This is a genomic window from Vibrio chemaguriensis (assembly GCF_012275705.1).
In the GTDB taxonomy this organism is placed as follows: Bacteria; Pseudomonadota; Gammaproteobacteria; order Enterobacterales; family Vibrionaceae; genus Vibrio; species Vibrio diabolicus.
The window spans coordinates 1-22582 of sequence record NZ_SHOE01000007.1; the positions used below are offsets into that span (position 1 = coordinate 1).

The 22582-nt window shown below is 47.6% G+C and carries 14 protein-coding genes; 6 read left to right on the forward strand and 8 right to left on the reverse strand.

Annotated elements, in window-relative coordinates; translation table 11 throughout:
* The first annotated feature begins 164 nt into the window (after positions 1-164).
* The gene (locus EX191_RS08360; RefSeq protein WP_193447537.1) at positions 165-2411 is read left to right on the forward strand and encodes a CehA/McbA family metallohydrolase; all 2247 of its coding nucleotides are present in this window, start codon (positions 165-167) and stop codon (positions 2409-2411) included.
* A gap of 90 nt (positions 2412-2501) precedes the next feature.
* Here EX191_RS08360 and EX191_RS08365 read toward each other — a convergent pair whose 3' ends face one another.
* Positions 2502-4256 (reverse strand): hypothetical protein, encoded by a 1755-nt coding sequence (locus EX191_RS08365; protein WP_193447538.1) that lies wholly within the window; start codon positions 4254-4256, stop codon positions 2502-2504.
* A 428-nt stretch (positions 4257-4684) separates the two neighbouring features.
* Here EX191_RS08365 and EX191_RS08370 point away from each other — a divergent pair, with 428 nt between their 5' ends.
* Complete coding sequence (locus EX191_RS08370; protein ID WP_005395595.1) at positions 4685-5638, forward strand: M23 family metallopeptidase; 954 nt, start codon at positions 4685-4687, stop codon at positions 5636-5638.
* Positions 5542-5994, forward strand: a complete 453-nt coding sequence (locus tag EX191_RS08375; protein WP_080619267.1) for a bactofilin family protein — start codon at positions 5542-5544, stop codon at positions 5992-5994. Before EX191_RS08370 ends, EX191_RS08375 begins: the two co-directional genes overlap by 97 nt.
* An 88-nt stretch (positions 5995-6082) precedes the next feature.
* Here the strand turns inward: EX191_RS08375 and EX191_RS08380 are convergent, their stop codons facing one another.
* The gene (locus tag EX191_RS08380) at positions 6083-8833 is read right to left on the reverse strand and encodes a M16 family metallopeptidase (RefSeq protein ID WP_193447539.1); all 2751 of its coding nucleotides are present in this window, start codon (positions 8831-8833) and stop codon (positions 6083-6085) included.
* Positions 8834-9197: 364 nt separating this feature from the next.
* Between EX191_RS08380 and EX191_RS08385 the strand changes: the two genes are divergently transcribed.
* Entirely contained in the window at positions 9198-11084 is a 1887-nt protein-coding gene (locus EX191_RS08385) for a methyl-accepting chemotaxis protein (RefSeq protein WP_193447540.1), read from the forward strand.
* A 118-nt stretch (positions 11085-11202) separates the two neighbouring features.
* Here the strand turns inward: EX191_RS08385 and fecE are convergent, their stop codons facing one another.
* The 6 genes from fecE to EX191_RS08415 form a co-directional block, all read right to left on the reverse strand.
* On the reverse strand, positions 11203-11967 hold the full coding sequence (gene fecE, locus EX191_RS08390; RefSeq protein WP_005374717.1) for a Fe(3+) dicitrate ABC transporter ATP-binding protein FecE: 765 nt from the start codon (positions 11965-11967) through the stop codon (positions 11203-11205).
* A 2-nt stretch (positions 11968-11969) separates the two neighbouring features.
* On the reverse strand, positions 11970-12941 hold the full coding sequence (locus EX191_RS08395; RefSeq protein WP_193447541.1) for a FecCD family ABC transporter permease: 972 nt from the start codon (positions 12939-12941) through the stop codon (positions 11970-11972).
* Entirely contained in the window at positions 12938-13897 is a 960-nt protein-coding gene (locus tag EX191_RS08400; protein ID WP_374045184.1) for a FecCD family ABC transporter permease, read from the reverse strand. Before EX191_RS08400 ends, EX191_RS08395 begins: the two co-directional genes overlap by 4 nt.
* A 74-nt stretch (positions 13898-13971) precedes the next feature.
* Complete coding sequence (locus EX191_RS08405; RefSeq protein WP_193447543.1) at positions 13972-14895, reverse strand: Fe(3+) dicitrate ABC transporter substrate-binding protein FecB; 924 nt, start codon at positions 14893-14895, stop codon at positions 13972-13974.
* A 99-nt stretch (positions 14896-14994) separates the two neighbouring features.
* Complete coding sequence (locus tag EX191_RS08410; RefSeq protein ID WP_193447544.1) at positions 14995-17130, reverse strand: TonB-dependent receptor family protein; 2136 nt, start codon at positions 17128-17130, stop codon at positions 14995-14997.
* Positions 17131-17250: 120 nt separating this feature from the next.
* The gene (locus tag EX191_RS08415) at positions 17251-19287 is read right to left on the reverse strand and encodes a TonB-dependent receptor (protein ID WP_193447545.1); all 2037 of its coding nucleotides are present in this window, start codon (positions 19285-19287) and stop codon (positions 17251-17253) included.
* Positions 19288-19537: 250 nt separating this feature from the next.
* Between EX191_RS08415 and EX191_RS08420 the strand changes: the two genes are divergently transcribed.
* Positions 19538-20749: an ATP-grasp domain-containing protein gene (locus EX191_RS08420; RefSeq protein ID WP_193447546.1), complete on the forward strand. Its 1212-nt coding sequence runs from the start codon at positions 19538-19540 to the stop codon at positions 20747-20749.
* Positions 20746-22578 carry an IucA/IucC family protein gene (locus tag EX191_RS08425; protein WP_193447547.1) on the forward strand — a complete coding sequence of 611 codons (1833 nt, stop codon included), beginning with the start codon at positions 20746-20748 and terminating at the stop codon, positions 22576-22578. Before EX191_RS08420 ends, EX191_RS08425 begins: the two co-directional genes overlap by 4 nt.
* Positions 22579-22582 lie beyond the last annotated feature (4 nt).

Consider the following 22582-nt stretch of genomic DNA (forward strand, 5'->3'; position numbering starts at 1 on the left):
GTGTTATTCGCTTTAGTATCGTGGGCTCGGAGATGTGTCTATGTGATATTTTTTTTTTGAGATGTGTATAAGAGACAGCTTTTTTAATTGAACGTCTAATCAAGTTAACGCACAATGCCATCGACAACTCACATAATAAATCATGAAAAAAAGGAAGTGTCTTCATGCATAATTTTTCAAAAAGTGCAGTGGCAACTTTAATCTCTGGCCTTTTGCTTGGAACTTCAGCGAATGCGGGAGTGAGTATCACACAAGGAAAGACCACGATCCCCGATGGCGAAGCAACACACGCTCAAGACATTACCGTTCAAAACGAACATGTCGCCTTCGCTCTCGCTGTTGAATCAGCACCACCATGGGGCGTACCGCGAGGAACATTGGTCGATTTGGCAGCAGTAAAGAATGGCAAAGTAGACCTTGACCGGGTTGCCTTTGCTGACTTCATTCCTAACAGCTGGTCCGCATGGCCGAATGATCGCAAGTCCATTGAAATTATCGAAGACAGCGACAATAAAGCGGTCATCAAAGTGAGCCGCAACTTCGATAACGTTGATATCACAACGTGGTATACGCTCGCTTCTGGATCTGACTCAATTGCGCTTAAAACGGTCATGACCAACCAAGGTAAAAAAGATCTCGCGTTAGAATCAGGGCACACCATTTGGCCAGACACTGGCTACCAATTTGCCGTGCCGGGGTTGGAAGGGAAAGAAGAATCCATGGCCGACAATGCCCTCGCCGATCGCATGGTCGCTTATGATCGAGACTGGGCCTTTGCACTTCATGCTCCTTATTTTGATCGCGTCAAATACAATGGTCGTGACATGTACCTAGGACATACCTTGAAAGCAGGTGAAAGCCGCACTTTCCAATCCCGATTACAAGTGGTTCCAAATGGAGACATGGCCCCCATTGTCAAGGCAGAAGCTGACCGACTAGGACAAGCGACAGGCACCATCAACGGCCAATTACGTGCAGATAATGGTCGTGTTCCTGAAGATGCTATCGTGATGATCGAAAAAGAAGGACAACCCTATGCCTGGACATTGGCCAAAGATGGCCAGTACAGCATGGCGCTGCCTGAGGGTGAGTACCAAATCTACGGCACAGCGACTGGTCACGCAAACAGCGAGCTGCAATCGATTCAAGTGGCGAGAAATAGCGAGCAAACACTCGATTTTACGTCGCTAAAACGCCCAGCAACTCTCTCACTTCAAGTTGAAGAGGCAACATCAGGTCTGGCCAAAGATGCGAGAATCACCATCCTTGAAGGTCAAGCGCCACCGGTTGAATTTTTGGGTAAACGCACCTTCTTTACCGATCTGCTGCCTGCAGGTCATGCGGAGCTAAAACTGGCACCCGGTCAATACAAATTAGGTATCAACTCTGGTGGAGGCTTTACAGCTAAAACCCAAACATTAGACGTAACCCTAACATCCGGTAAAACGACGAAGCAACGAGTAGAAGTGCCTCAAGTGACGTTTCCTAACCGTCAGCATTGGTATGGCGCAGATTTACACCATCATGGCAACGTGTTGGAAGGCGTTACTCCGCCAGAAATTGTTGTGCGCGCTCAGTTGGCAACGGATCTTGACCTGACTTTCATTAGCGATCATGACTCAACCATTAACCACCAGAAGTTTGCAGAACTATCTGCGAAACGTGGCGTGCCTTTCATCCCGTCGATCGAAGTTTCGCCATCATGGGGACATATGAACCCATTTCCTATCGATAATGGCGCCGAGCTAAAGGTCGATCCTGGCACTGCTGACGTTCACACGTTACTTGACGCCGTACATGAGATGGGGGCTGAAGTCGTACCGATGAACCATCCATACAACGATTATGGCTACTTTACGAACATCGCTAAAAATGCAGTCCCTGGTGGTAAAACGGATCGCTTCGACCTTATGGAGCTTAATGCGCGCGTAGACAATGAACCAACGTTGAAGAAAGCGCATAAACTCTGGGATCAAGGTGAAGCAATGTACTTTACGGCGGGAACCGACACCCACGATGCGTGGAACCAACTCACGGGGCAGATTCGAATGATGGCAAGAGTCGATGGCGAGCTAACGCCGTCGAAGTTTGCGCAAGCACTTAAAGCCGGCCATGGCTACGCAACACAAGGCCCTATTCTTTATCCGCAAAACATTATGTTTGGTGAAACAGCAACAGCTGGCGATACGTGGGACATCCACGTCGTTGCAGCCGATGGTCTAAAAGAAATTCGATTGATCGGTAAAGGCGGCAACGTGCTGAATACCCTAACGATTAACCCGAAAGTTGATACTCAACGCATAGAGCTGTCGCTACCTATACCTAGCGACGCAGAGGGATGGATAAGTTTAGAAGTCGAAGATAAAGACGGCAGCACGGCCTGGAGTAACCCTGTTTGGTTGCAGTCATAGTCTTGATGAACGTCCGACTCGATGGTAAACAAACCTGAGTTCGACGATGAAATAAAGGCGGCACTGCGCCGCCTTTTTCTACTCGATGTTTTACTGCTGTGCAACCGTCACGGGTTTGGTCGCACCACGGTAATCAAACTCAAAACCAATACCTTGATCTGTTACATCCATCGTCATACCACCAACAAGCTCGCCTTGTAAGCTTTTCATAACATCATCAGGTAACGGCTCACCAGTCACGGCTGACGCACTTTCCAACACTTCCAAAATGCGTTCTGAATCGAAGTCAAAACTGAACAAGCCATTTGGAGAAAGTGGTTGTGCCATCACTTCTTTGCTCGCGTCTTCGGCATTCTCACCACTGTAGAGCGTAAAATGGTTTTCGTTTAAGCGAGCAAACACATCCATCTTCAAGCCTGTGTGCATTTCTAGCAGGTCACTGACATTAACTGGCTGGTTATCCGGCTGAATTTGTAATTGAGCAAGTTCAGGGACAAACATTTGCGCGGTTTGAATCAGCATCATTGGATCATTGGCAGATAGAGACAACATACCATCTAGCTGGCTAAATACTTCACCGTGCTGAGCATTAGTGTCAACGTGGATATCAAACATTTGCAGGCTTAATCCTTTCAGGCCGTTAACCATGCCGGAGCCCATGCTCACGGCTGCGGCTGGGTTTTGGCCCCCCATCTCTTGCTGCATTTGAGTCAATAAAGAACATTGGTACTGAGGCTGAGTCAAGTCGCTCCAAATCTGACCAATCGATGGCGCTAGCGTATTAATGTCTAAACCAAGCGCCATGCTAAAGAAGCTCTTATCATTGTTCGATTCTGCCAAAACGCCACGAATCGACTTAAGCGCATCTAGAATCACTTTATTTTTCGATTCAACAACAAAAGCACCTTTAATGAATGCCTGCTCGCCTTTCAACTTGTATTCCGCAAATGCGACGGACTGAGGCCAGTTTTCTGCAACTTGAGTAAGTTCAGTATGACAGGCTGGTGAACGCATCTCCTGAATAGTCGGCTCAGGATCAATGGCATCCAGCATGCTGACTTGACGCGCAAAGATATTGCCATCTTTCGTCGTCAAACCTTTAACCAATTCACGGTGATCAACGTAACCGAAAGAGTTATTGTTTTCGCCGTATTTAGCCTGCAACGCCGCTAGGCGTCCACTCTCCGCAATGTTTTGACTTGGTGACTCAAGTCCCAATGCCATTTTAAGCGGGTTTTGAACACCCAGTTGCGGAATATCAACCGTTAACGTAAGTACGTTGTCAACCACGGCAACAACCAAGCCAATGCCATCTTGCGGGTCAACCGAATCTGTCATCTCGTAACGACGAAACTCCACTTCACCAAGTTTAACCAGCTCGTGCTTAGCACCGCTCATCTGCTCTTCGTGATCCAATGTTTTCCATAACGCGGCAGGGTCTTCAATCTTCAATTTGTACACTGGTACCATACCGATTGTGTACAACACAGGATTAATGTTTTCTCCGGTACCCAAGTAGGCTTTTAACGTTTCTGGCGATGCAGCGCTCTCCAGATATCCATCAAACAAGTTAACGGCAAACTGTTGCTGTGGAGAAAGTGGTTCATCGGCAAAAAGTTCAGCAATCGAGCCTTGGTTAGCCGTGCCAAATGCATTCATGTATTTATAATGATTAAAAGGTTCCGTCTGATACGTCACCATGAGCGAATCCGCAGGAACTTGCGAAAGTAGTGATGCTGAATCACTCGGGGTAGTATTGTTTTGGTACAGGTAGCCAGCGCCCCCTGCAGCTGCGACCACTGCTGTAGCCAATAGTAGTTTTTTCACGACCAACTCCGTTGTCATAGTTATGTGTTCCTAAGCGAAATATCACGCTTAGGTTTAAAGCCTTTGAATAGCACTTTTATATCGACCGCTATCATAAACAAGTTATCGATATAATGAATGTCGGTTTGATAAATTATCCAACATTTATAAGGTAAACCGTGAAGTAAGTTGAATTGCGTGAGGATGCTATTGGCAATATTCACAATCTAATTTCTCGGATAACCACCTTACAAATCAAAATCTTCAGTTCAATAAAGCGATTTGGAGTAACTACGACCAAAAGCGCTAGGATATTAAATCTTTATTGAGTCTTTTATCTAATATCTGAAAACGCCTCACGGCCTGACACTTCTTTCCAATTTGCCTCTAGCGGTCCCCGTTCGTTTTCCTTACATTCCCATTAACTCAGTGACGAGACGTATACCAGATACGAGCAGTAGAAGACGATGAAAGACCAGTTGACGATCTCTATATCAACCATCAATGGCTCCAGACATTGGTACTTCAGTAAAAGGATGCAACGCAATCTAAAGACGTTTTTATGCTTTTTTGTCATTGCTCTGGCCGCAACCGCGATCTTAATTCATCACTTGTACACTCGCGTCGATAATGCCGCGTTAAAACAAGCTGAATTGACAGAACATTCGCGCACTATGGGTGAAGAGCTCAGCACACTGAAAGCATTAAAATCCGAGCTGGAAAGTGATCTCTCAGAGAGAGAAGAGCGAGTACAACTTGTTTCGGAGCGTTTGGGAGAGTTAGAGAAAGTCCTTGGAGTTGGAGAGCATACTACCACGGATAATTTGGATGCCCGACTTGATGCGGCGGCGATTACGTCGAACGTTCGCATGGTGTTGTTAAACCAAATACCAAGCGGGTCTCCGGTCGGTAAAGCGCGGCTCTCTTCTCGCTTCGGTAAGCGCATTCATCCGGTGACAAAAGTCGCTAAGATGCATCGCGGGCTCGATTTTGCCGTGAATACCGGTACTAAGGTTTATGCCCCAGCAGATGGGGTTGTGGAAGTCACCCGCCGCAGCAATAAAGGCTCTGGTAACTTCCTCAGGCTGCAACATTCTTTCGGTTTTTCGAGTTCTTATTCGCACTTGAAAAAGTTCAAAGTTAAAAGCGGTCAGTTCGTCAAAAAAGGGCAACTGATTGCAATTTCCGGCAACAGTGGGCTCTCTTCTGGCCCTCACCTTCACTACGAGGTGCGTTTTGTTGGGCGAGCACTGAATCCGAAGCCATTTGTCGATTGGAGCCTCAATGATTTCGAAGACATTTTTACTAAGGAGCGAAGAATACGATGGGAATCTTTAATCAAAACCGTGGAACAACGAGTAGCTCAGCAGCTTCAACTCTCATCGCCAAAGGCTGTGCTGTTAGCGGAGAACTCAAAGTAGAAAACGATGTCCAGATTGATGGCATCGTCGATGGTCAAATTAATGTAGAAGGCACTCTCGTCGTTGCAGAAAGCGGCCGAGTAAACGGTGAGATCTACGCTAAGCAACTGATCATCAATGGTATGATGGATGGTAACTGTCACGCAGAACACATTCAAGTACTTGCCAAGGGACGTGTAAGTGGGAGGATCTGGAGTAATAACCTCAGCATCGAACCTGGTGGTAAATTCTTTGGTGAAGCGGCCGAATTACCTGAAAAAGAAGTGGTGACACTGAAAGGAAAGGCTCAAGAAAACGCCAGCACGAAAGAAAACAATACCAACAATGAAAAGCGACCTGCGCGTAAATCAGCATAAACTCTTTGGTTAAAGTGCATAAAAAAGACGGCTTTCACGCCGTCTTTTTTATTACTAGAGACACGAGCTTCGTCAGAAGCTACAGTGGTTATTCGGCCGGGTTTAAAATCACCACCGAGCGCTTTGCTTGTGGACCAAAAGCTGCTCTCGCATGCGCTTTCACTTCTTCTAATGTCACACTCTTAGCCGCTTTCTCAACGTCAAGTAACACATCGACGCCGTAATCATGCACTAAGTAGCGAGTATACGACCATGCACGCTGAGCAGGGTTATCATCTAATCCTTGCATCGCTACTGCCAATTGCTTCGCTGCCGTATCCACTTCTTTTTGCGTGATGTTCGAAGCTAAGTCATCAAACATTTTGCCTAACTTGCTATCTAAAACTGCCACGTCTTCGGGCTCAACTTGAGATTCCAAGAGCCAATCAGAGATTGGTTCGCGATCTTGCGTCACAGTGTAAATATTTGGGCTGTAATCAAGACTAGACTCTTCTCGCACAATATCCAAAACACGCGCATTACTGATACGTTGCAAAATGTCTTCGATAACCGTGTCCCTTGCCGTACGTTGGTAATCGTTCGTGTTAGTCAAACGCATTACGTACAACGATGAAGGTTCATGACCATCCGCAACGACTGTTCGCGCCGGCACGTCGGTGTTGAACGCAACATGGTAATCAATCGAACGACCCGGTTTCATCTCGATGGAGGCCACATACTTACGCAAGAGTGGCGTAATTTCTTCCGGCTCGACATTTGCCACAATAACCATCTTAAAACCATCATTGGTTTTGAAAAGTTGCTCATGCACCGCCAATATTTGCTCGGAAGTCACTTGCTCCACATCGTGACTGGACACTATACGATGACGACTACCCGGCAAATAAGAATTACCGTTTGCTTTTTGAATCAGTTTTCCCATCGGCGATTCAAAAAAAGCGCCACTCTGCTGTTTAAACTCTTGCTTCGCTGCCATCATCTGGCGCTCGTCAACTTTGATCTCCGTCGCTAGGTTGTACAACCCATTCAATGCGTAAGTTAAATGCGTTGTTGGCGCAGTAATTTGTGAGCCGTGACTGGTCGCATCAAGAATCGCGCTAAGCGCAATGTTATTTTTGCGTAAGTAACTGTCTAACTCTGAACCAGAAAATGCCCCTAACCCACTGCGTATCGCCGTCGTTGCAGCGATTTCATACGCAGCATATAACGCTGGATCAACGGCGGCTTTACCGCCTTGGCTAGCATAGTAAATATAAGCTCGGCCACCCGCTTTGGCATCTTTTTGGAACCACACTTCGACACCGTTTGATAGCGTATAAACTTGAAAGCCTCCCGCTTCCTGACGCATGCTGGTGATGGTACCTTCTTGAGTAGGCTGTAAGAATCCATCCACTTTGTCATACATCTCTAACGGTTTTTCGCCAGTTTGGAGGTAGGCACTGTATAGTTCGGTAAATACATCATTGAACTGAGCTGACGTTTCACTTTTCCCCAACCCAACCACAAAGATTGGTTGCTCAGACAACAAGGCATTCAATTGCGTGTTAATGCTCTCTAGATTCTCGTTGTTGATGAATTCAGACAAACTCTGGGCGTAACTCTCTTTTGATTGACTCACACTGCCTTGGTCAATTTGGAAAACGCGCGCTTCTGCATAACTGTTTGGCTTACGCTGGTCCCAGTCTGAATCAATATTTGCGAGCTCACCTTGCCAATTTGACATGATGCTCTCTAACTCAGATTGGGTCGCACCATAATCTCTCAGTGACGCCAACGTGCTGATGAAAGTTTGATGCATTTGTTCACGACGCTCAGGCCCAAACGAAATACCTGCCGACATCATGCGCTGGTAGTTGGAATAGTAAGGCTGGGCATAAGCATACTGAAAAGGTTCAGCAGCATCATTAAGTACACGAATCAGACGTTGTTGAATTAGCTGTGTTGCGACTTCATCACGCCACACTTGATGCTGCTGTTCAATCGTAGTGCTGCCACTTAGACCACGCTCAATCACTAAATGAAGGCTTGGTGATTCCATCGTGTTACTTGGCAAGATTCGGTTTTGGTTATTCACTCGAATATCGCGGCGCTTCTCTATTACGGTATCCGAGGTGCTTTCCCAGTTCGAGAATTTGTTTTTGATAATATTGGACAGTGAATCCACGTCGATATTACCGGTCACAACCAACTCGGCATTTTGTGGTTGGTACCACTTGTCGTAAAACGCTTTTAGCTTGCTTGATGAGGCATTTTGAATCGCTTCGCGAGTACCAATTGGGTCGTGTTCACCATACATAGTGCCTTCAATCGACGCTTGATAAGCATGCATAGAAAAGGACTTATCATCCGGGTTAGCACGTCGCCATTCACCAAGAATCACCCCTTTTTCTTTCTCTACTTGTTCAGGAGCAAACTGAAGTCCGTTTCCGATATCTCTCATCCACTTCAGGGCATCTTCCAGCTTTGTATTATTGGCAAGATCAAGTTGGTAAGAAGTTTGCTGATAAGTGGTAAAGGCGTTGATATCGGCACCAAAGCTACCACCAGATTGCTCGAAAAGTTTAACAACGTCGTTGCCGGTAAAATGCGTGCTGCCATTAAACGCCATGTGCTCAACAAAGTGAGCGTAACCTTTTTGATTGGTTTCTTCTTGGAATGAGCCGACATTCAGAACCAAACGGACCGATACTTCTTGGTCTTTTGTTGGGTAAAGATGGTATTTCATACCGTTCGATAACTGGTCGACATGCCAGTTGGCGTCAGGCTGAATCGGCGTCGATTGTTGTGTCAGAGCACACCCTGACAGTAATAACGCGGGGACTAACAATATACTGCGCATAACTATTGCCCATAACAATGATTAAGCCGATCAATATAATCCTCGTTCCATGACCTTCACATTTTTAATGGATTATTTACTACTCAAACGTGACATAAATCACCTTTCAATGAAATTAATTATCATTTACAAAAATAGACAAATCCTTACTTTACAAATAGATAAATAACACAGCTTAAAAGCCTTTTTCTTATTTGATGTAAAACTCAAAATCGCGACATGGAGTCAGTATTTATTTTGAGCAATAAAATATAATTATTGAACAGATTCGAATCTGACTTTCTGCTGCATATTCAACGGCTCGGTGAGTCCTGATGAGAATAAAAACACAACAACTATTATTCAAAGATCTATTATTCGCTTTATGTTCAAAAATCTATCATTAAAAAACAAACTGGCGATCTCTGCCAGTGCTGCCATCATTCTCGGGGGAGTGCTGGTAGAAGGGCTGTCTTTTCGAGATTCATTAAACAGACTGGATGTCGAAGTCGCGCAACGACTAGAAAGCACCAGCGCATCTTACAATCAATACGTAAAGGACTGGTTACTCTCAAAAGAGCGAGCACTGACGTCACTCTCTTCCGATTCAGAAAAGCGTTCTCTAGTTACGCACTTGAAACAAGTCCGAGACTCTGGCGCGTTTGATAACGTCTTTCTCGCTTACCCAGACGGCTCACAAGACAACGCTAATGGGGTGGTTTTGCCACCAGGTAATAACGACCCACGCAAGTGGGGTTGGTACACCAACGCCATTGCCAATCCATCGAAAGTCTTTATGGATAACCCAACCGTCGCAGCGGCCACGGGGGCCAACGTCGTGTCGCTTGGTAAAGCACTGCAACTACATGGTCAAGCCGTCGTTCTGGGTGCAGATGTCGAAATTGGAGATATTTTAAACAGCCTCAACCAAGTGATCCTACCGGGTGAAGGCTATATGTTTATTGCCAATGAACAGGGCAATATTTTCACCCATAACGACGGTAAGCTGCTGAACCAACCTGTTAGCAAGCTAGGCCTAAACAACAGCGATATTACCTCTGCCGCACGTTCCGGCACAGAGCGTCGTGTCTCGATTAACAACACCGAATATGTGGTTTACGCGCGCCATATTGAGGGCACCAAACTCACAACGGTCACAGTGTTAGATCAAAACTCGTTGGTTGCCCCACTTTACGATGCTGTTTGGGATCAAATCATCGCAACCACTATCGTCGTCGTTATCTGTGTGGCTTTGTTTAACCTGCTATGTAACATCTTGTTCCGTCCGCTCTACAATGTTTCGAATGCGCTCGCGCAAATCGCCAACGGTAGCGGCGACCTGACTCAACGCATCAAAGTAGAAAACCATGACGAAGTTGGTGAACTGGCTGAAAACTTCAACCAGTTCGTTGAAAGTTTGCAGCAACTTATTGGCCACATTCGTCACCAAGCGGAAGAACTGAGCCAACAATCGGAGCTGAGCACGACTCGCGCGAATCAATCGGTTTCCGATCTGAACCATCAGCAACAAGAAATCACTATGGTGGCGACCGCTGTGACTGAAATGGCATCGGCAACGCAAGAGATTGCAGCACATGCAGAGCAGACGGCTAAAGCCGCTCAAGACTCTTCAGCGAGCACACAAAATGGTCATGAGTTGGTGATCAACTCCAAATCGTCCATCAATAATTTGTCTTCTGAAGTCAACCAAGCGAGCGTTGTCATCGGCGAGCTCAACCAGCACGCGCAAGACATCTCTACAGTACTATCAACGATTCGAGACATCGCAGAGCAAACCAACCTACTTGCTCTGAATGCGGCGATTGAAGCGGCGCGTGCAGGTGAACAAGGTCGCGGTTTTGCCGTTGTTGCAGACGAGGTTCGTGTGCTATCACAACGCACACACACCTCAACCGAAGAAATTCGCTCGACGATCGAGACTTTGCAACAGACCACACAACGCGCTGTGACCATCATGGATACAAGCTCTCAACTTGCCCAAGGATCAGTGGAAGATGCCGATCGCGCAGCACTGGCTCTGGATGAAATCAACGCGGCCGTTGCGTTGATCAGCGATATGGCAACGCAAATCGCGACCGCAGCCGAAGAGCAAACGCACGTAACCAATGAAATCACACAAAACGTCACGTCAATTAAAGATGTGACTGATCACTTGGTGGTTGGTGCCGAAGAATCGATGAATCAATCTGCTGAGCTGAAATCACAAGCCGAGGATCTCAACTCGAAAGTAGCGACGTTTAAACTGGCTTAAACGCCACGCTAGGAACGCACTTAAAAACAACAAACCCCGCTAGCAAATGTATAACTAGCGGGGTTTATTTTTATGGCTCGACGCTTTTATTGCAGATAGCTTTCGAAAGACGTAAGACCTACACCGCCACACACATCGGCGTGCCTGAGATTGGATCGTTAAATACTCTCGCTTGTAAATCAAACACCGATGCCAACATGCCTTCTGTCAGTACCTCTTGCGGCGTTCCCTGCGTGACTAACTGACCTTTTTCCAACACCACCAAATGATCGCAGTAACGGCACGCTTGGTTTAGATCGTGCAGCACTACCACTACAGTTTTGCCTTTGTCGTTCATCTGCCTCATAAGTTTCATCAGCTCAACTTGGTGAGAGAGATCCAAGTAAGTGGTTGGCTCATCAAGCATCACTACGTCGGTATCTTGCGCCATTACCATCGCAATCCACGCCCTTTGCCTTTGACCGCCAGACAGCGATTCAACTGGCTTGTCAGCAAACTCAATCACGCCAGTATCTTGCATTGCTTGCTCGACTAAGGCTTTGTCTTGCTGACTTAACCGGCCCCAATGAGAGAGATAAGGCGAGCGGCCATATTCGACCAGTTTTCTGACTGTAATACCTTCAGGACTGACAAGAATCTGCGGCAGCAAAGACAACGAGCGTGCCAAGCGTTTATCACCGTAGCTGCTTAGTGGTTTGTCGTCATACAACACTTGGCCAGAAGCTGGTTTATTGATGCGTACCAAGGTTTTTAATAGTGTCGATTTACCGCAACCATTTGGGCCAACTAGCGCGGTAATTTTACCTTGAGGAATCGACAAAGAGAGATCTGGAATGATGGTCTGTTTGCCGTACGCGACGGATAAGTTCTGCGTTCGTAACATGCTTACCAACCTCGATAACGATACAAAAGAAAAATGAAATATGGTGCGCCAATAACAGAAGTCAGCACACCCGCTGGTAGTTCAATTGGTGGCTGTAAGCCTCTCGCTAGACCATCGGCGCAAATCACCAACAAAGCGCCAAGGGTTGCAGCGGCAGGAATCAACAACTTGTGATTGTGGCCAAACAGCAAACGCGCAAGATGCGGCGCAAGCAGGCCAACAAAGCTTATTGTACCTGCCACAGACACGCTGATGCTCGCCAGCAGTACCGCAGCAATCAGCGCAAGAATTTGGATCTGTCTTGGTTTCGTGCCAAGTGTAGTGGCGCTTTCTTCTCCCAGTCCCATCACATCTAACCGCCATGCCAACCAAAACGCCAATGGCAGTAGCAGCAATAGAGCACTCCAAATAAACGGCACTTGTTGCCAGTTTCGTCCCCACAAACTGCCCGTTAGCCAGACCATCGCCGTGTTGATTTCAATAGGGTGCACAATCAGAAGAAAGTCGATACCGCTGGCTAAAAATGCGCTGACAGCAACACCAATCAGCGCCAAACGCGCAGGTGTTGGCTTCGACCAATAAGCCAACACTGCAATAAAGCCTGCGGCAAGCAAGCCTCCCGCCATGGCGACCATCGGCAACATTGCCACCGGCGCATTCGGATACAGCACCAACCAAGCGGTAGCCGCCAGTCCTGCTCCGGCGCTTATCCCCATTAAATCTGGTGAGGCAAGTGGATTACGGATGACGCCTTGCACTAAAACGCCTGACAGCCCCAACCCAGCGCCCACGCCAATGGCGAGCAACATTCTCGGTAATCGATATTGGTGAATCACAAAGTCCGAGTCAGAGAAAGAAAACAGTAATGCAAAAACCTGTTGAACCGACATGTTCGCCGCGCCAACAAACAGCGTGAGAGAAGACGCAATCAGCAACAATCCAACTAATGCAAACAGTTTGGTTTGATTCATCATGATGATTTCCTCATTGCAATCGCGATAAAGCAAGGTGTGCCCAACAGCGCGGTAATCACGCCCACTGGCGTTTCAGCCGGAAAAGCAATCGCGCGTGATAAAGCATCTGACCACGTCACCAATGCCGCGCCACACAAGGCGGAAACCGGAATGAGAATGTGATAGTTGTGACCAACAATCGGGCGCACCAAGTGCGGCACTAACAACCCGACAAAGCCAATTGGCCCAGCAATCGCTACGCTAGTTCCTGCCAACAGCACAACCGATAAACCACTGATAAATCGCGTAAGACGAATGTTACCACCTAGCCCAACAGCAACTTCGTCCCCCAACGCGAGTAAATTTAAGTTTCGCGCTAAGCCCATGGCGAGCACCAAACCTAAAGTCGCAAAAGGCCACAGTTGCTGCCACTGCTCAGAATCTACCGCGGAGAGTGAACCCGTTAACCAATGCAACACGCTGTAAGCCATGTCATCCGCCAAAATTACCGACGCACGAGTTAACCCTATCAGCAGTGCACTGATGGCAATGCCCGCTAGCACTAAACGCAATGGGTGAGAACGTGCGGAGAAAAAACCGCCCAACAACATGACCGCACCACCACTTAGTAGCGCGCCGAATACCGCATTGATGATTGGGTTTAATTGACTAAAGAATGGTACGCTGATGGACGCCAAGGCCATAAAACACGCCGCACCAGCATTAATGCCGAGAATGGATGGCGACGCCAAAGGGTTACGAGTTAATCCTTGCATCAGCACTCCGGATACCGCAAGCGAAGCGCCAATTAATAACCCAGCATAGGCACGAGGCGCACGCAGCGTCGCGAGGATTTGATGCAGCATATTGCCCTCATCAAACGCAAACCAATAGCTTGTCAGATCATTAACACTCAAGGAAAAGTTAGACCAGCCAATCATTGAGGCGGTATAGCCTGACAGCGTACACAACGCCATAGCACAGACAAACAAGCTCGCTTTCCAATGCGATTTGCTAACCGAAGACGGGCTATCCGAGATTATCGACGCACTCATGAGCGCCCCAATAACGCTTCAAGGTTGCGGGCAATTTCTTCCGCTGCCAACATGCCGCGATTCAATGACCACAGTTCCGGAGAGACTTCGACCAGTTGCTGTTTTTTCACCGCAGTTAGCAGCTTAAACAATGGATTTTTGCGCCATTCATCCACGATATTTGGTTGAGAGTAAAGTCCAACCAGCAACCAATCAGGGTTGGTTTTTAGTAAAAGTTCGAAGCTGGTTGGGATATACGCATTGCGCTCAGATGGAGCCAGCGGGCTTTGGATGCCTAGTGTGCTCAAAACGCCACCAGCGTAAGAAACCGGACTATGCAGCCACATCCCTTTGTCGGAAACCACACCAAACTGAATGGTTTCTTGTGTCGCAAAATGCTGTTTAAACTCTGCCATGGTCTGTTTGTGCTGCTCAATGCGTTGCGTCATTTGCGCTTGCTTGCCAATCGCAACCCCGATTTTCTGTGCAGATTCGAGGTTTTCTTGATATGTCTCTCCACGGCTTTTTAACAGCAAGGTTGGCGCAATTCGCTGCAAATCCTGATAAATAGCACGATGGCGTTCGGCATCGGCAATGATCAAATCAGGCTTGAGCACCGCAATCGCCTCTAAACTCGGTTGTGAGCGCATGCCGACCGATTGCCAAGGTTCGATCTTGTCACGAACAGCAGGGATGACTCGTGTGGCATCGTTGTCATCGGCAACGCCTACTGGTGAGACATCGACGGCCGCCAGAGCGTCCACAAACGAAAACTCCAAAACCACAATACGTTGAGGTATCGCTTCTAGCTCAAAAATGCCTTGCTCATCTTGCACGCTGCGCGCCTGAGACAATGCGCTAAATGACATCAAAGCTGAGCTCAGTAGCATCAGCAAAACGGTTGAAAAGTGTTTGATCGTAAATTGTTTTTTATTTTTCATCTTGCTTTTCCAGTGCTAAGAGTTTTCCAGTACCTAAGATCGGCAAAGTCGCCAAGGTAAATTGGCGACTTTTCTTTTCAAACTCGGTGAACGAAACGCTTAAAACTGATAGTTCAGATCCAGCGTGTAAGAGCGTCCCGGAGCTGGGTATCGACCAACTGGGCTGGTATCAATCCCACGGAAGTAATACTCCTCGTCAAACAAGTTGTTTACTGCAACATTCATGCGCAACTTGCCTTTGTCGTCTTTGTATAAATCCGTGCCTAAATTGAAGTTCCACACCATGTAAGACGGCACTTTGCCCGTTTCACCTATTGCGTCTTCGGCACTGGTGTTGGCGTTATCGGTATACGAATCACTGAAGTAGAAGCCCGATAGCGTGGTGTCCATGCCGTAAAATGCGTAGGTTGCATCCCAACCAAGCTGATGCTTAGAGGTGTAAGGCAGTTGATTACCTTTATTCTCACCTTCTTCTTCAAGCGTAGCGTCTAGATAGTTATAGCTTGCGCCTAAACTCAGTGCAGGTAGTGCTTCAGGCACGTAACGAGCAGAAAGCTCTAAACCTTGGTGAAGGGTTCTACCTATATTTTCAGACGTATTTGTCGCACTCCGCCACTGCAACTGATCCTTAAAGTCAATGCGATACAAAGCTGCATTGAAGCTTGTTGAATCTTGAACATACCGAACGCCAAGTTCGTAGTTCCAAGCCAACTCACTGCTTTCCTTACCGACCCCTCGAACATTAACAAGCTGAGGAACGCGAAGAGATTTCTGCGCATTGGCATAGCTCAGCCATTGTTCATTCCAGTTATATGCGATCGTCACACCAGGCAATAATTCAGTCACCTTGTTTCCAGATTCTTGCCCGCTGCCCAAATCTTTATAGGACATATCAACAAATTCATAACGAAGTCCGGGCGTGACTTTTAACGCACCATTAAACAACCCGACTTCGTTGCTCACATATCCTGCGTACGCATCGGTATCAAGGTGCCAGTTTCGCGGTACATTTGTGGCTCCGCCTGACACTGGTGTTTGTGTCACTTTATATTGAATGTCTTCATTAATGTAACGAGTCCCTATAATCCAGTTTTGCGTAATGGCACCTCCATCAACAAAAACAGCAAGCTTAGGTTCGATACCATAAACACGGAACTCTCGTGGTGAAGTACTTACTTTCGTAGAAGGCAAAGCCGGATCCGCCCAATGGCCACCCGCGCTGTTAAAGCCCCACTTGAAAAGACGCTCTGACTTATGACCAAACGTTAGCACTTCTAGCTCGGCACTGTCGGCAAATGGCAAATCGTGGATGTACTTAACACTCCAGCGCGTCGACTTACCTTCATAATCATCGTAATGACGTTTCGATTGATGACGATCTTGCTCGTAATCTTGTGGCGAAAGTGCGCCCGGCATTTGCGTTTCAGCATCGTAACGTTGCAGGAATGCTTGAATCTCTTGAGTATCACTCAATAGCCACTGTGCTTTAGCTTGAAAGTTCTTCACGTCCGTATCGGAATGTTCACGGAAGCTTTCGCCTTTTAGGAAGTTACCCTCCAACTGCAGCGCGAATGTGTCGCTTAACCAACCGCCCGTGCGTAGGTAAAAATCATTCAGCGGCGCATCACCGCCATCAAACACGGTAAGGCGGTTACTGATTTCCGTTTGCCACGTGTGTGGAATCGGTTTGGTCACTAGGTTGATCACACCACCGACGTTGTTTGGACCGTACTGCACTGCGGCACCGCCGCGTACAATGTCAATACGATCAAGCATCGACAGCGTTGCTGGGAAGATAGACTGACCAGTATGACCGTAAGGCGCGAGCGTTAGCGGCACACCATCCATCAAGAACTGCGCATGACCACTGCGGCTTGCTTTCAAACCACGTACGGAAATGTTAGGCAATACGCCCGTTCCGCTTTCATCCTGAACTTTAATACCCGGAACGCGCTGTAACGCATTATCAATCGAACCCGCTGCGGTTTTCTCAATTTGATCACGGGTAATGACGGTACGAGCACCTGGGTACTCTTTGACGTCTTCAATGTCAGAGTTGCCAATCACGCTGCCAGTGACAACCACCGTTTCCATCACGGTGGTTTCGTTTTTTGCGGCAGGAGCGGCAACTGCGCTCATGGAGGTGGCAGAAGCGATAGCAATCGCGAGCACACTGTAAGTGGTAGACAAACCAGCACGTACACGCACTTTACCATCCAAATTCTGGTAAGACATTAAGGTCTCCTTTGCGAGAAATTGAGCCTCGGGCAGAATACATCCCGTAGGCTCTCGGGGCTAAACATCCTCAATATGAGGTAAAAATTGGCTAACAGGCGCTAACTACGCACAAAAAGCCTAGAACTGATATCCGTAGCTGAGCATGAACTCGGCTGGTGCGCCGTAGCCAATCTGGTTTAAGCCAGACGTGCCGTTTGTTGCGCCAAGAATGTATTTCTCATCCAAAATGTTGTAAGCGTTCGCTTGGATTTTGTGACGACCAGTGGTGTACGCCGCCATCAAATCCACCGTTGTGTAATCGCCAAGTGCGACGGCTTCGTCGTTACCTGCGTAACGGTCGCCCACGTACTTCACACCACCGCCTAAACGCCAGTTGTCATCCAATTGGTAAGTGCTCCAAAGAGAGAACAAGTGGTCTGATACATCGTTCGGCTTTTTGCCTGTGGCTTTGTCTTCCGCGTCTAAGTAGCTGTAACCCACAGAGATGTCCCACTGTTTAGTGATTTGGCCGCGAGCCTCTAATTCAATGCCTTGGTGACGCACTTCAATTTTGTCGATCACATCACCGTCCACGTTAGTTTGTGGTTGCTCTTGATCAATCTGGAACAGTGCCGCATTCAACATTAATGCGTTATCCAAAAGGTACGCTTTCGCCCCCACCTCTTTTAAGTCGGTATGGAAGAATTCCGCCAACTTTGGATTGATGTAGATGCCTGCGTACGGTAACTGCCAAGAGCGCGCTAAACTGGCGTAAACGGATGTGTCGTAATTGATGCGGTATACCAAACCAGCACGGTAGCTGACTTTGTCATCATCCAATTTTTCCTTATCTGAGCCCGCTTTTTGTTGTTCTAGCTCCATCGAGTCGTAACGCACGTTACCGATCAAAGAAAGGTCACCCCACGTATAGACGTCTTGCACATACAAACCTGTCGTGGTGGTGGTATTGTCACGAAATGGCTTAAAGCCCGGATCAGGCGTTGGACCAACGACTGGGTCGTAGATGTTTTGCGGAGGAAGCGTTTTGTCACTTGCCAACGTTAGGTCGATATCGATCTGGTTGAAATCTGCACCCACCATCAATTGATTGTCCCTGGTTTCCCAAACCAACTCAGATTGTAAAGTGGTCGTAGTACGCGGATCGTAACCAAAGTTGTTGACGGTTTGAGACACTTCATTACCCGTCACTTTGCCCTGACGCGTGCCTTTTTGCTCAAGTTCGATATGGTTGAACGCCGCTCGGTTGTTCCATACCCATTGATCATTCAGACGCCATTCGTAATCCACCGCAATACGGAGACTGTCTGACTCCTGATAGTCGTTTGTGCCGCCAAAGTAAGTGCTTACTGGCAAATCAACTGGCTTGCCATTTTTTGATGGCACACCACGATATGGCACTAGTTCTTGATGGGCGTATTCCACTTCAATATCAATGGTGTGACCATCCGCTGGTAACACACGAATGGTCGGTGCAATGAAGAAATCGTTTGAATCAACATGATCAACGTACGAGTCGGCTTGACGGTATTCCAAGTTAATACGCCCGTTGACCTTATCTGAAAACGCCATTGAGCTGTCGACCTGACCAACATACTGGTTGTTGCTGCCTACACTGCCGTTTACGTGAGTAAAATCCTCACCGTTAGCGCGTTTCGTCACCAAGTTGATGATGCCCCCAGCAGAACCACGGCCATACAAAGCACCCGCAGGGCCTTTCACAATTTCAACGCGTTCAACGTTTGCTAAGCTGCGGTAAGACTGCAACGTACCGTCATCTCGCAAGCCATCACGGTACATATCGTTGAGTGAATCAAAACCACGGATCATGAACTGATCGCGGCTGCCTTCGCCCAAGGTGTTATTGACCCCGGCTACCCCATCTAGCGCATCCACTAAGCGCACCGCGCCTCGGTCTTGCATTTCTGTTTTCGTTACTACGGATACTGCTTGTGGCACATCAAGCCATTCCACGTCAGTTTTGGTGCCTGATTGAGGCATGTGTTCAGCATAACCTTCGTACTGATGCCCGAAGACTTGAATCGTTTCAGTTGCTGATGAGGTTGAGTTCGTCTCTTCTGAAGCCACTGCGCTTGGTGCTACTAGTGAAGAACCAATCGCGACCGCCAAGGGGGTCAGGGTCAATAATTTATTCATTCCATAATTCCGTTTAGTTGTTATAAAGCCAACGGATGGAAATAAGAACAAATATTATTTCTATTTGCAATATTAATTTTATGCTCTATATTTATTTACCCTAAAAACACAACTAACAACAAAAAAAACCAAACATAATAACAATAAACACTAAAACTTCTGCCCTCCGTCTTGCGAGAGGCACATTGGAAGACGACCGTGAGCGACTTTATCAACGTTAGAAGAAAATGTTAGAAAATTAGGAAAGCTCATGAAATCTACGATGATTATCGTAAGTCATGTCGTTAACGATGCAGTCACTCACGGCTTCGTGCCTGCAGCTAAAGCGATGGACCTTCACGTCGTTCTTATCACCGACCATAAGCTCAGCCATTTAGAGCTGGCGAGTCGTGATAGTCACTTTAATCCGGATACCATTCTAGAATGTGATGTCTTCAACCCATTAGAACTCATCGAAACCATCACGGAGCATGAATTAAAGCCAGACGCTATTTTCAGCAATAGTGATCACTTACAAACTTCCACCGCCATCTGCGCGCAATTTTTTGGCCTCCCATCCAAAGATTGGTCTGTCACGTTAAAGGCCAAAAACAAACACTTAACTCGACAAGTGTTAAATGAAAAAGCCCTACCCAACATACAAAGCTGTTTGCTGCACCGCCATTCGAATGTGGCATTAGGCATGGCCTTTCCTGTCGTGGCAAAACCCAAAGAAGGCGTGGCAAGTTTAGATGTGCAGCGCTGTGACTCCCAAAGCGAGCTCGACGCATACTGCGATGCGTTTTGGCAAAAACACCCAAACGCCGCCATTCTGGTGGAGCATTTCCTTCAAGGGCCGTTGGTTACGCTAGAAACTTTAGGAGATGGTGAGCGCCTTATCGCCGTGGGCGGCTTTGATGTGTCGCTCTCAGAGCCGCCTTACTTTATTGAAACGGCCGCAGACTGGAACGGACCAAACGGCATTGTTCACCGAGAAGCTTGCGTGGCTCAACTGAAAGCGTTTGGCGTTGGTTTTGGTGTTTGCCACAGCGAATTTATTATCACTGAAAACGGCCCAGTCCTAGTGGAAATTAACTACCGCAGCATTGGAGATGGTCGCGAATTCTTGCTCAACAATCTCGCTCACTTCGGTTGGTTTAGCACGATTTTAGGTCTGCATTTAGGCCGAAGATTGGACGGCGATTACCAAATTCATGGTTCAGCTCACGTGCACTACGTAGTTGCGGAGCACAGCGGTGTGATTGATGGAGATTCGACCTCCTTCATCCAACACGATGACGATATCATCACCCAGCAACAGGTACTAAAAACCGCTGGAGAACACTTCCAACAGAGTTATTCCAATAAGGATTATCTCGCCCGAATTTCGATTGTCTCACCATCAGGGCGAAACCTCGACCAAGCGCTGCAGAACGCGCTTAGCAATTTCGATCTAGCTCCGACTCGCGAGGTGGCAGCATGAATGACAACGCTTTGTATCTAACGAAACGATTGATCGACACTTGCTTACGCGAAGATATGTTTGGCATTTTGTCAAAAGCCAAGTTCAGTAGCGACGCGCCAAAAGGGGTAATTGTTCCTCAAGACGAGCAAGTCTGGCTGATATTTGCCAACTCTGATTTCACGTTGTATTTACCCGTTGCGCCAACGTATTACATGCAGCACTGGCGCTACGGTCACGCCAATGACGAAACACCGCAAGGTTGGTGGGTGGAGAAAAATGGCCAAGTCGAGCATCAACAACATTACAAAGAGTGGATTGCGCTACTAACGACACTGGCGCATGAGAGCTCTCACGAATTGTTGGCGGGGTACCTTCAAGAACTGGGATGCGCAGAGAAACACAAAGCGCTGTGTGACCAAGCGTTTCATCATCACGCAGACCACATTTCTCAACCAATATCCGAGCTTGGTTCCTGGCATAAAAAGCTGCTGCTAGCCGACCAGATCGCTTCTTACCTTGACCATCCGTACTATCCAACTGCGCGTGCGAAGTTTGGTCTGAGCGATGAAGACCTTGCTAAGTACGCGCCCGAGTTCGCACAAAGCTTTGCTCTGCATTGGATTGCGATTGAAAAATCACTGGTGACATTAACCAGCGAACAACCTGATTGCTGGCCAACAATGGATCAAGTGGGGCTTCCTGCTGATTTTGCACTGAACCACGTACTGTTCCCTGCGCATCCGCTAACCCTTCGCTCTTTAGAAGCCTTACCCGAAGGCATGATAGAAGCGCCGTTTACGTGCCTAGACGTGACGCCAACGCTTTCCGTTCGTACTGTGGTCGTCAACGACGCACCGCACATTCACATCAAAGTTCCGCTGATCATGCGATCGCTAGGCACGAAAAACATTCGCTTAATCAAGCCTTCAACACTGTATGACGGCCACTGGTTTGAACGCCTACTCAGCCACCTTGAACAAACGGACGCCGACTTAAACAGTCGCTTGTTCCATTGCAACGAAAAACACGGTGGACACGTCGGCGAGGATAAAACCTTCGCGTACATCGTACGTGAGTACCCACTTACTCATTGCGAAGATAAAGCGTTAGTTCCGGTTGCCGCACTGGCAAGCCCAATGCCTGACGACCGCTTGTTCTTAGAACATTTGGCGGAGCAGTACTATCAACAAGATACGCTGGCGTGGTTCCAAGATTACGTCGACTTATTATGCCAAGTACACCTTACCTTGTGGCTTCGTTATGGCATCGCATTGGAGTCCAACCAGCAAAACGCCATCGTTGCATTTGATCAACAGGGCAAAATGACGCTCGCAATGAAAGACAACGACGCGGCGCGAATTTGGCCAGAGCGCTTCAACTTCGCAACAGAGCATGCTGCCCAAAAACACGGCGCAGGAACAACTCCTGTGAATTGCGATGAACTGCTCGACCAGCGCATCAAAGTCGACAATGAATTGGCGCTCGGTCAGATGTTTACCACCATCACATTACAACTGGATATTGCAGCGATTGTAGAAGCCATGGCTGCGAAGGGCATTGCCTCTTCAGCATCGCTTTACGCCATCGTGGCCAAAAGCATTGCAGAACAACTCAACCGATTAGAAGGCGAAGGGTTAGAGACAAAACTGGCACGCGAGTTACTGCAAGAAGCACCTGATTTGTACGCCAAGTACTTGTTGAGCTCTGGCAGTTTGCTCTCGAAAGAAGCCTCTGGCGCGAGCGACATCAATAAGTTCTATGGTTTGTCGGCTCCGAACTTCTTGCTGCTTTCTAGCGAAGAAGCGCAACGCGCCTACTTAGAAGCCATCAAAAAAAGCGTACGTTAAACGA

Coding starts and splice junctions, on each gene's coding strand:
- EX191_RS08360 (WP_193447537.1), top strand. CDS start 165: ATGCATAATTTTTCAAAAAGTGCAGTGGCAACTTTAATCTCTGGCCTT.
- EX191_RS08365 (WP_193447538.1), bottom strand. CDS start 4,256: ATGACAACGGAGTTGGTCGTGAAAAAACTACTATTGGCTACAGCAGTG.
- EX191_RS08370 (WP_005395595.1), top strand. CDS start 4,685: ATGAAAGACCAGTTGACGATCTCTATATCAACCATCAATGGCTCCAGA.
- EX191_RS08375 (WP_080619267.1), top strand. CDS start 5,542: ATGGGAATCTTTAATCAAAACCGTGGAACAACGAGTAGCTCAGCAGCT.
- EX191_RS08380 (WP_193447539.1), bottom strand. CDS start 8,833: ATGCGCAGTATATTGTTAGTCCCCGCGTTATTACTGTCAGGGTGTGCT.
- EX191_RS08385 (WP_193447540.1), top strand. CDS start 9,198: ATGTTCAAAAATCTATCATTAAAAAACAAACTGGCGATCTCTGCCAGT.
- fecE (WP_005374717.1), bottom strand. CDS start 11,967: ATGTTACGAACGCAGAACTTATCCGTCGCGTACGGCAAACAGACCATC.
- EX191_RS08395 (WP_193447541.1), bottom strand. CDS start 12,941: ATGATGAATCAAACCAAACTGTTTGCATTAGTTGGATTGTTGCTGATT.
- EX191_RS08400 (WP_374045184.1), bottom strand. CDS start 13,897: ATGGCGTTGTGTACGCTGTCAGGCTATACCGCCTCAATGATTGGCTGG.
- EX191_RS08405 (WP_193447543.1), bottom strand. CDS start 14,895: ATGAAAAATAAAAAACAATTTACGATCAAACACTTTTCAACCGTTTTG.
- EX191_RS08410 (WP_193447544.1), bottom strand. CDS start 17,130: ATGTCTTACCAGAATTTGGATGGTAAAGTGCGTGTACGTGCTGGTTTG.
- EX191_RS08415 (WP_193447545.1), bottom strand. CDS start 19,287: ATGAATAAATTATTGACCCTGACCCCCTTGGCGGTCGCGATTGGTTCT.
- EX191_RS08420 (WP_193447546.1), top strand. CDS start 19,538: ATGAAATCTACGATGATTATCGTAAGTCATGTCGTTAACGATGCAGTC.
- EX191_RS08425 (WP_193447547.1), top strand. CDS start 20,746: ATGAATGACAACGCTTTGTATCTAACGAAACGATTGATCGACACTTGC.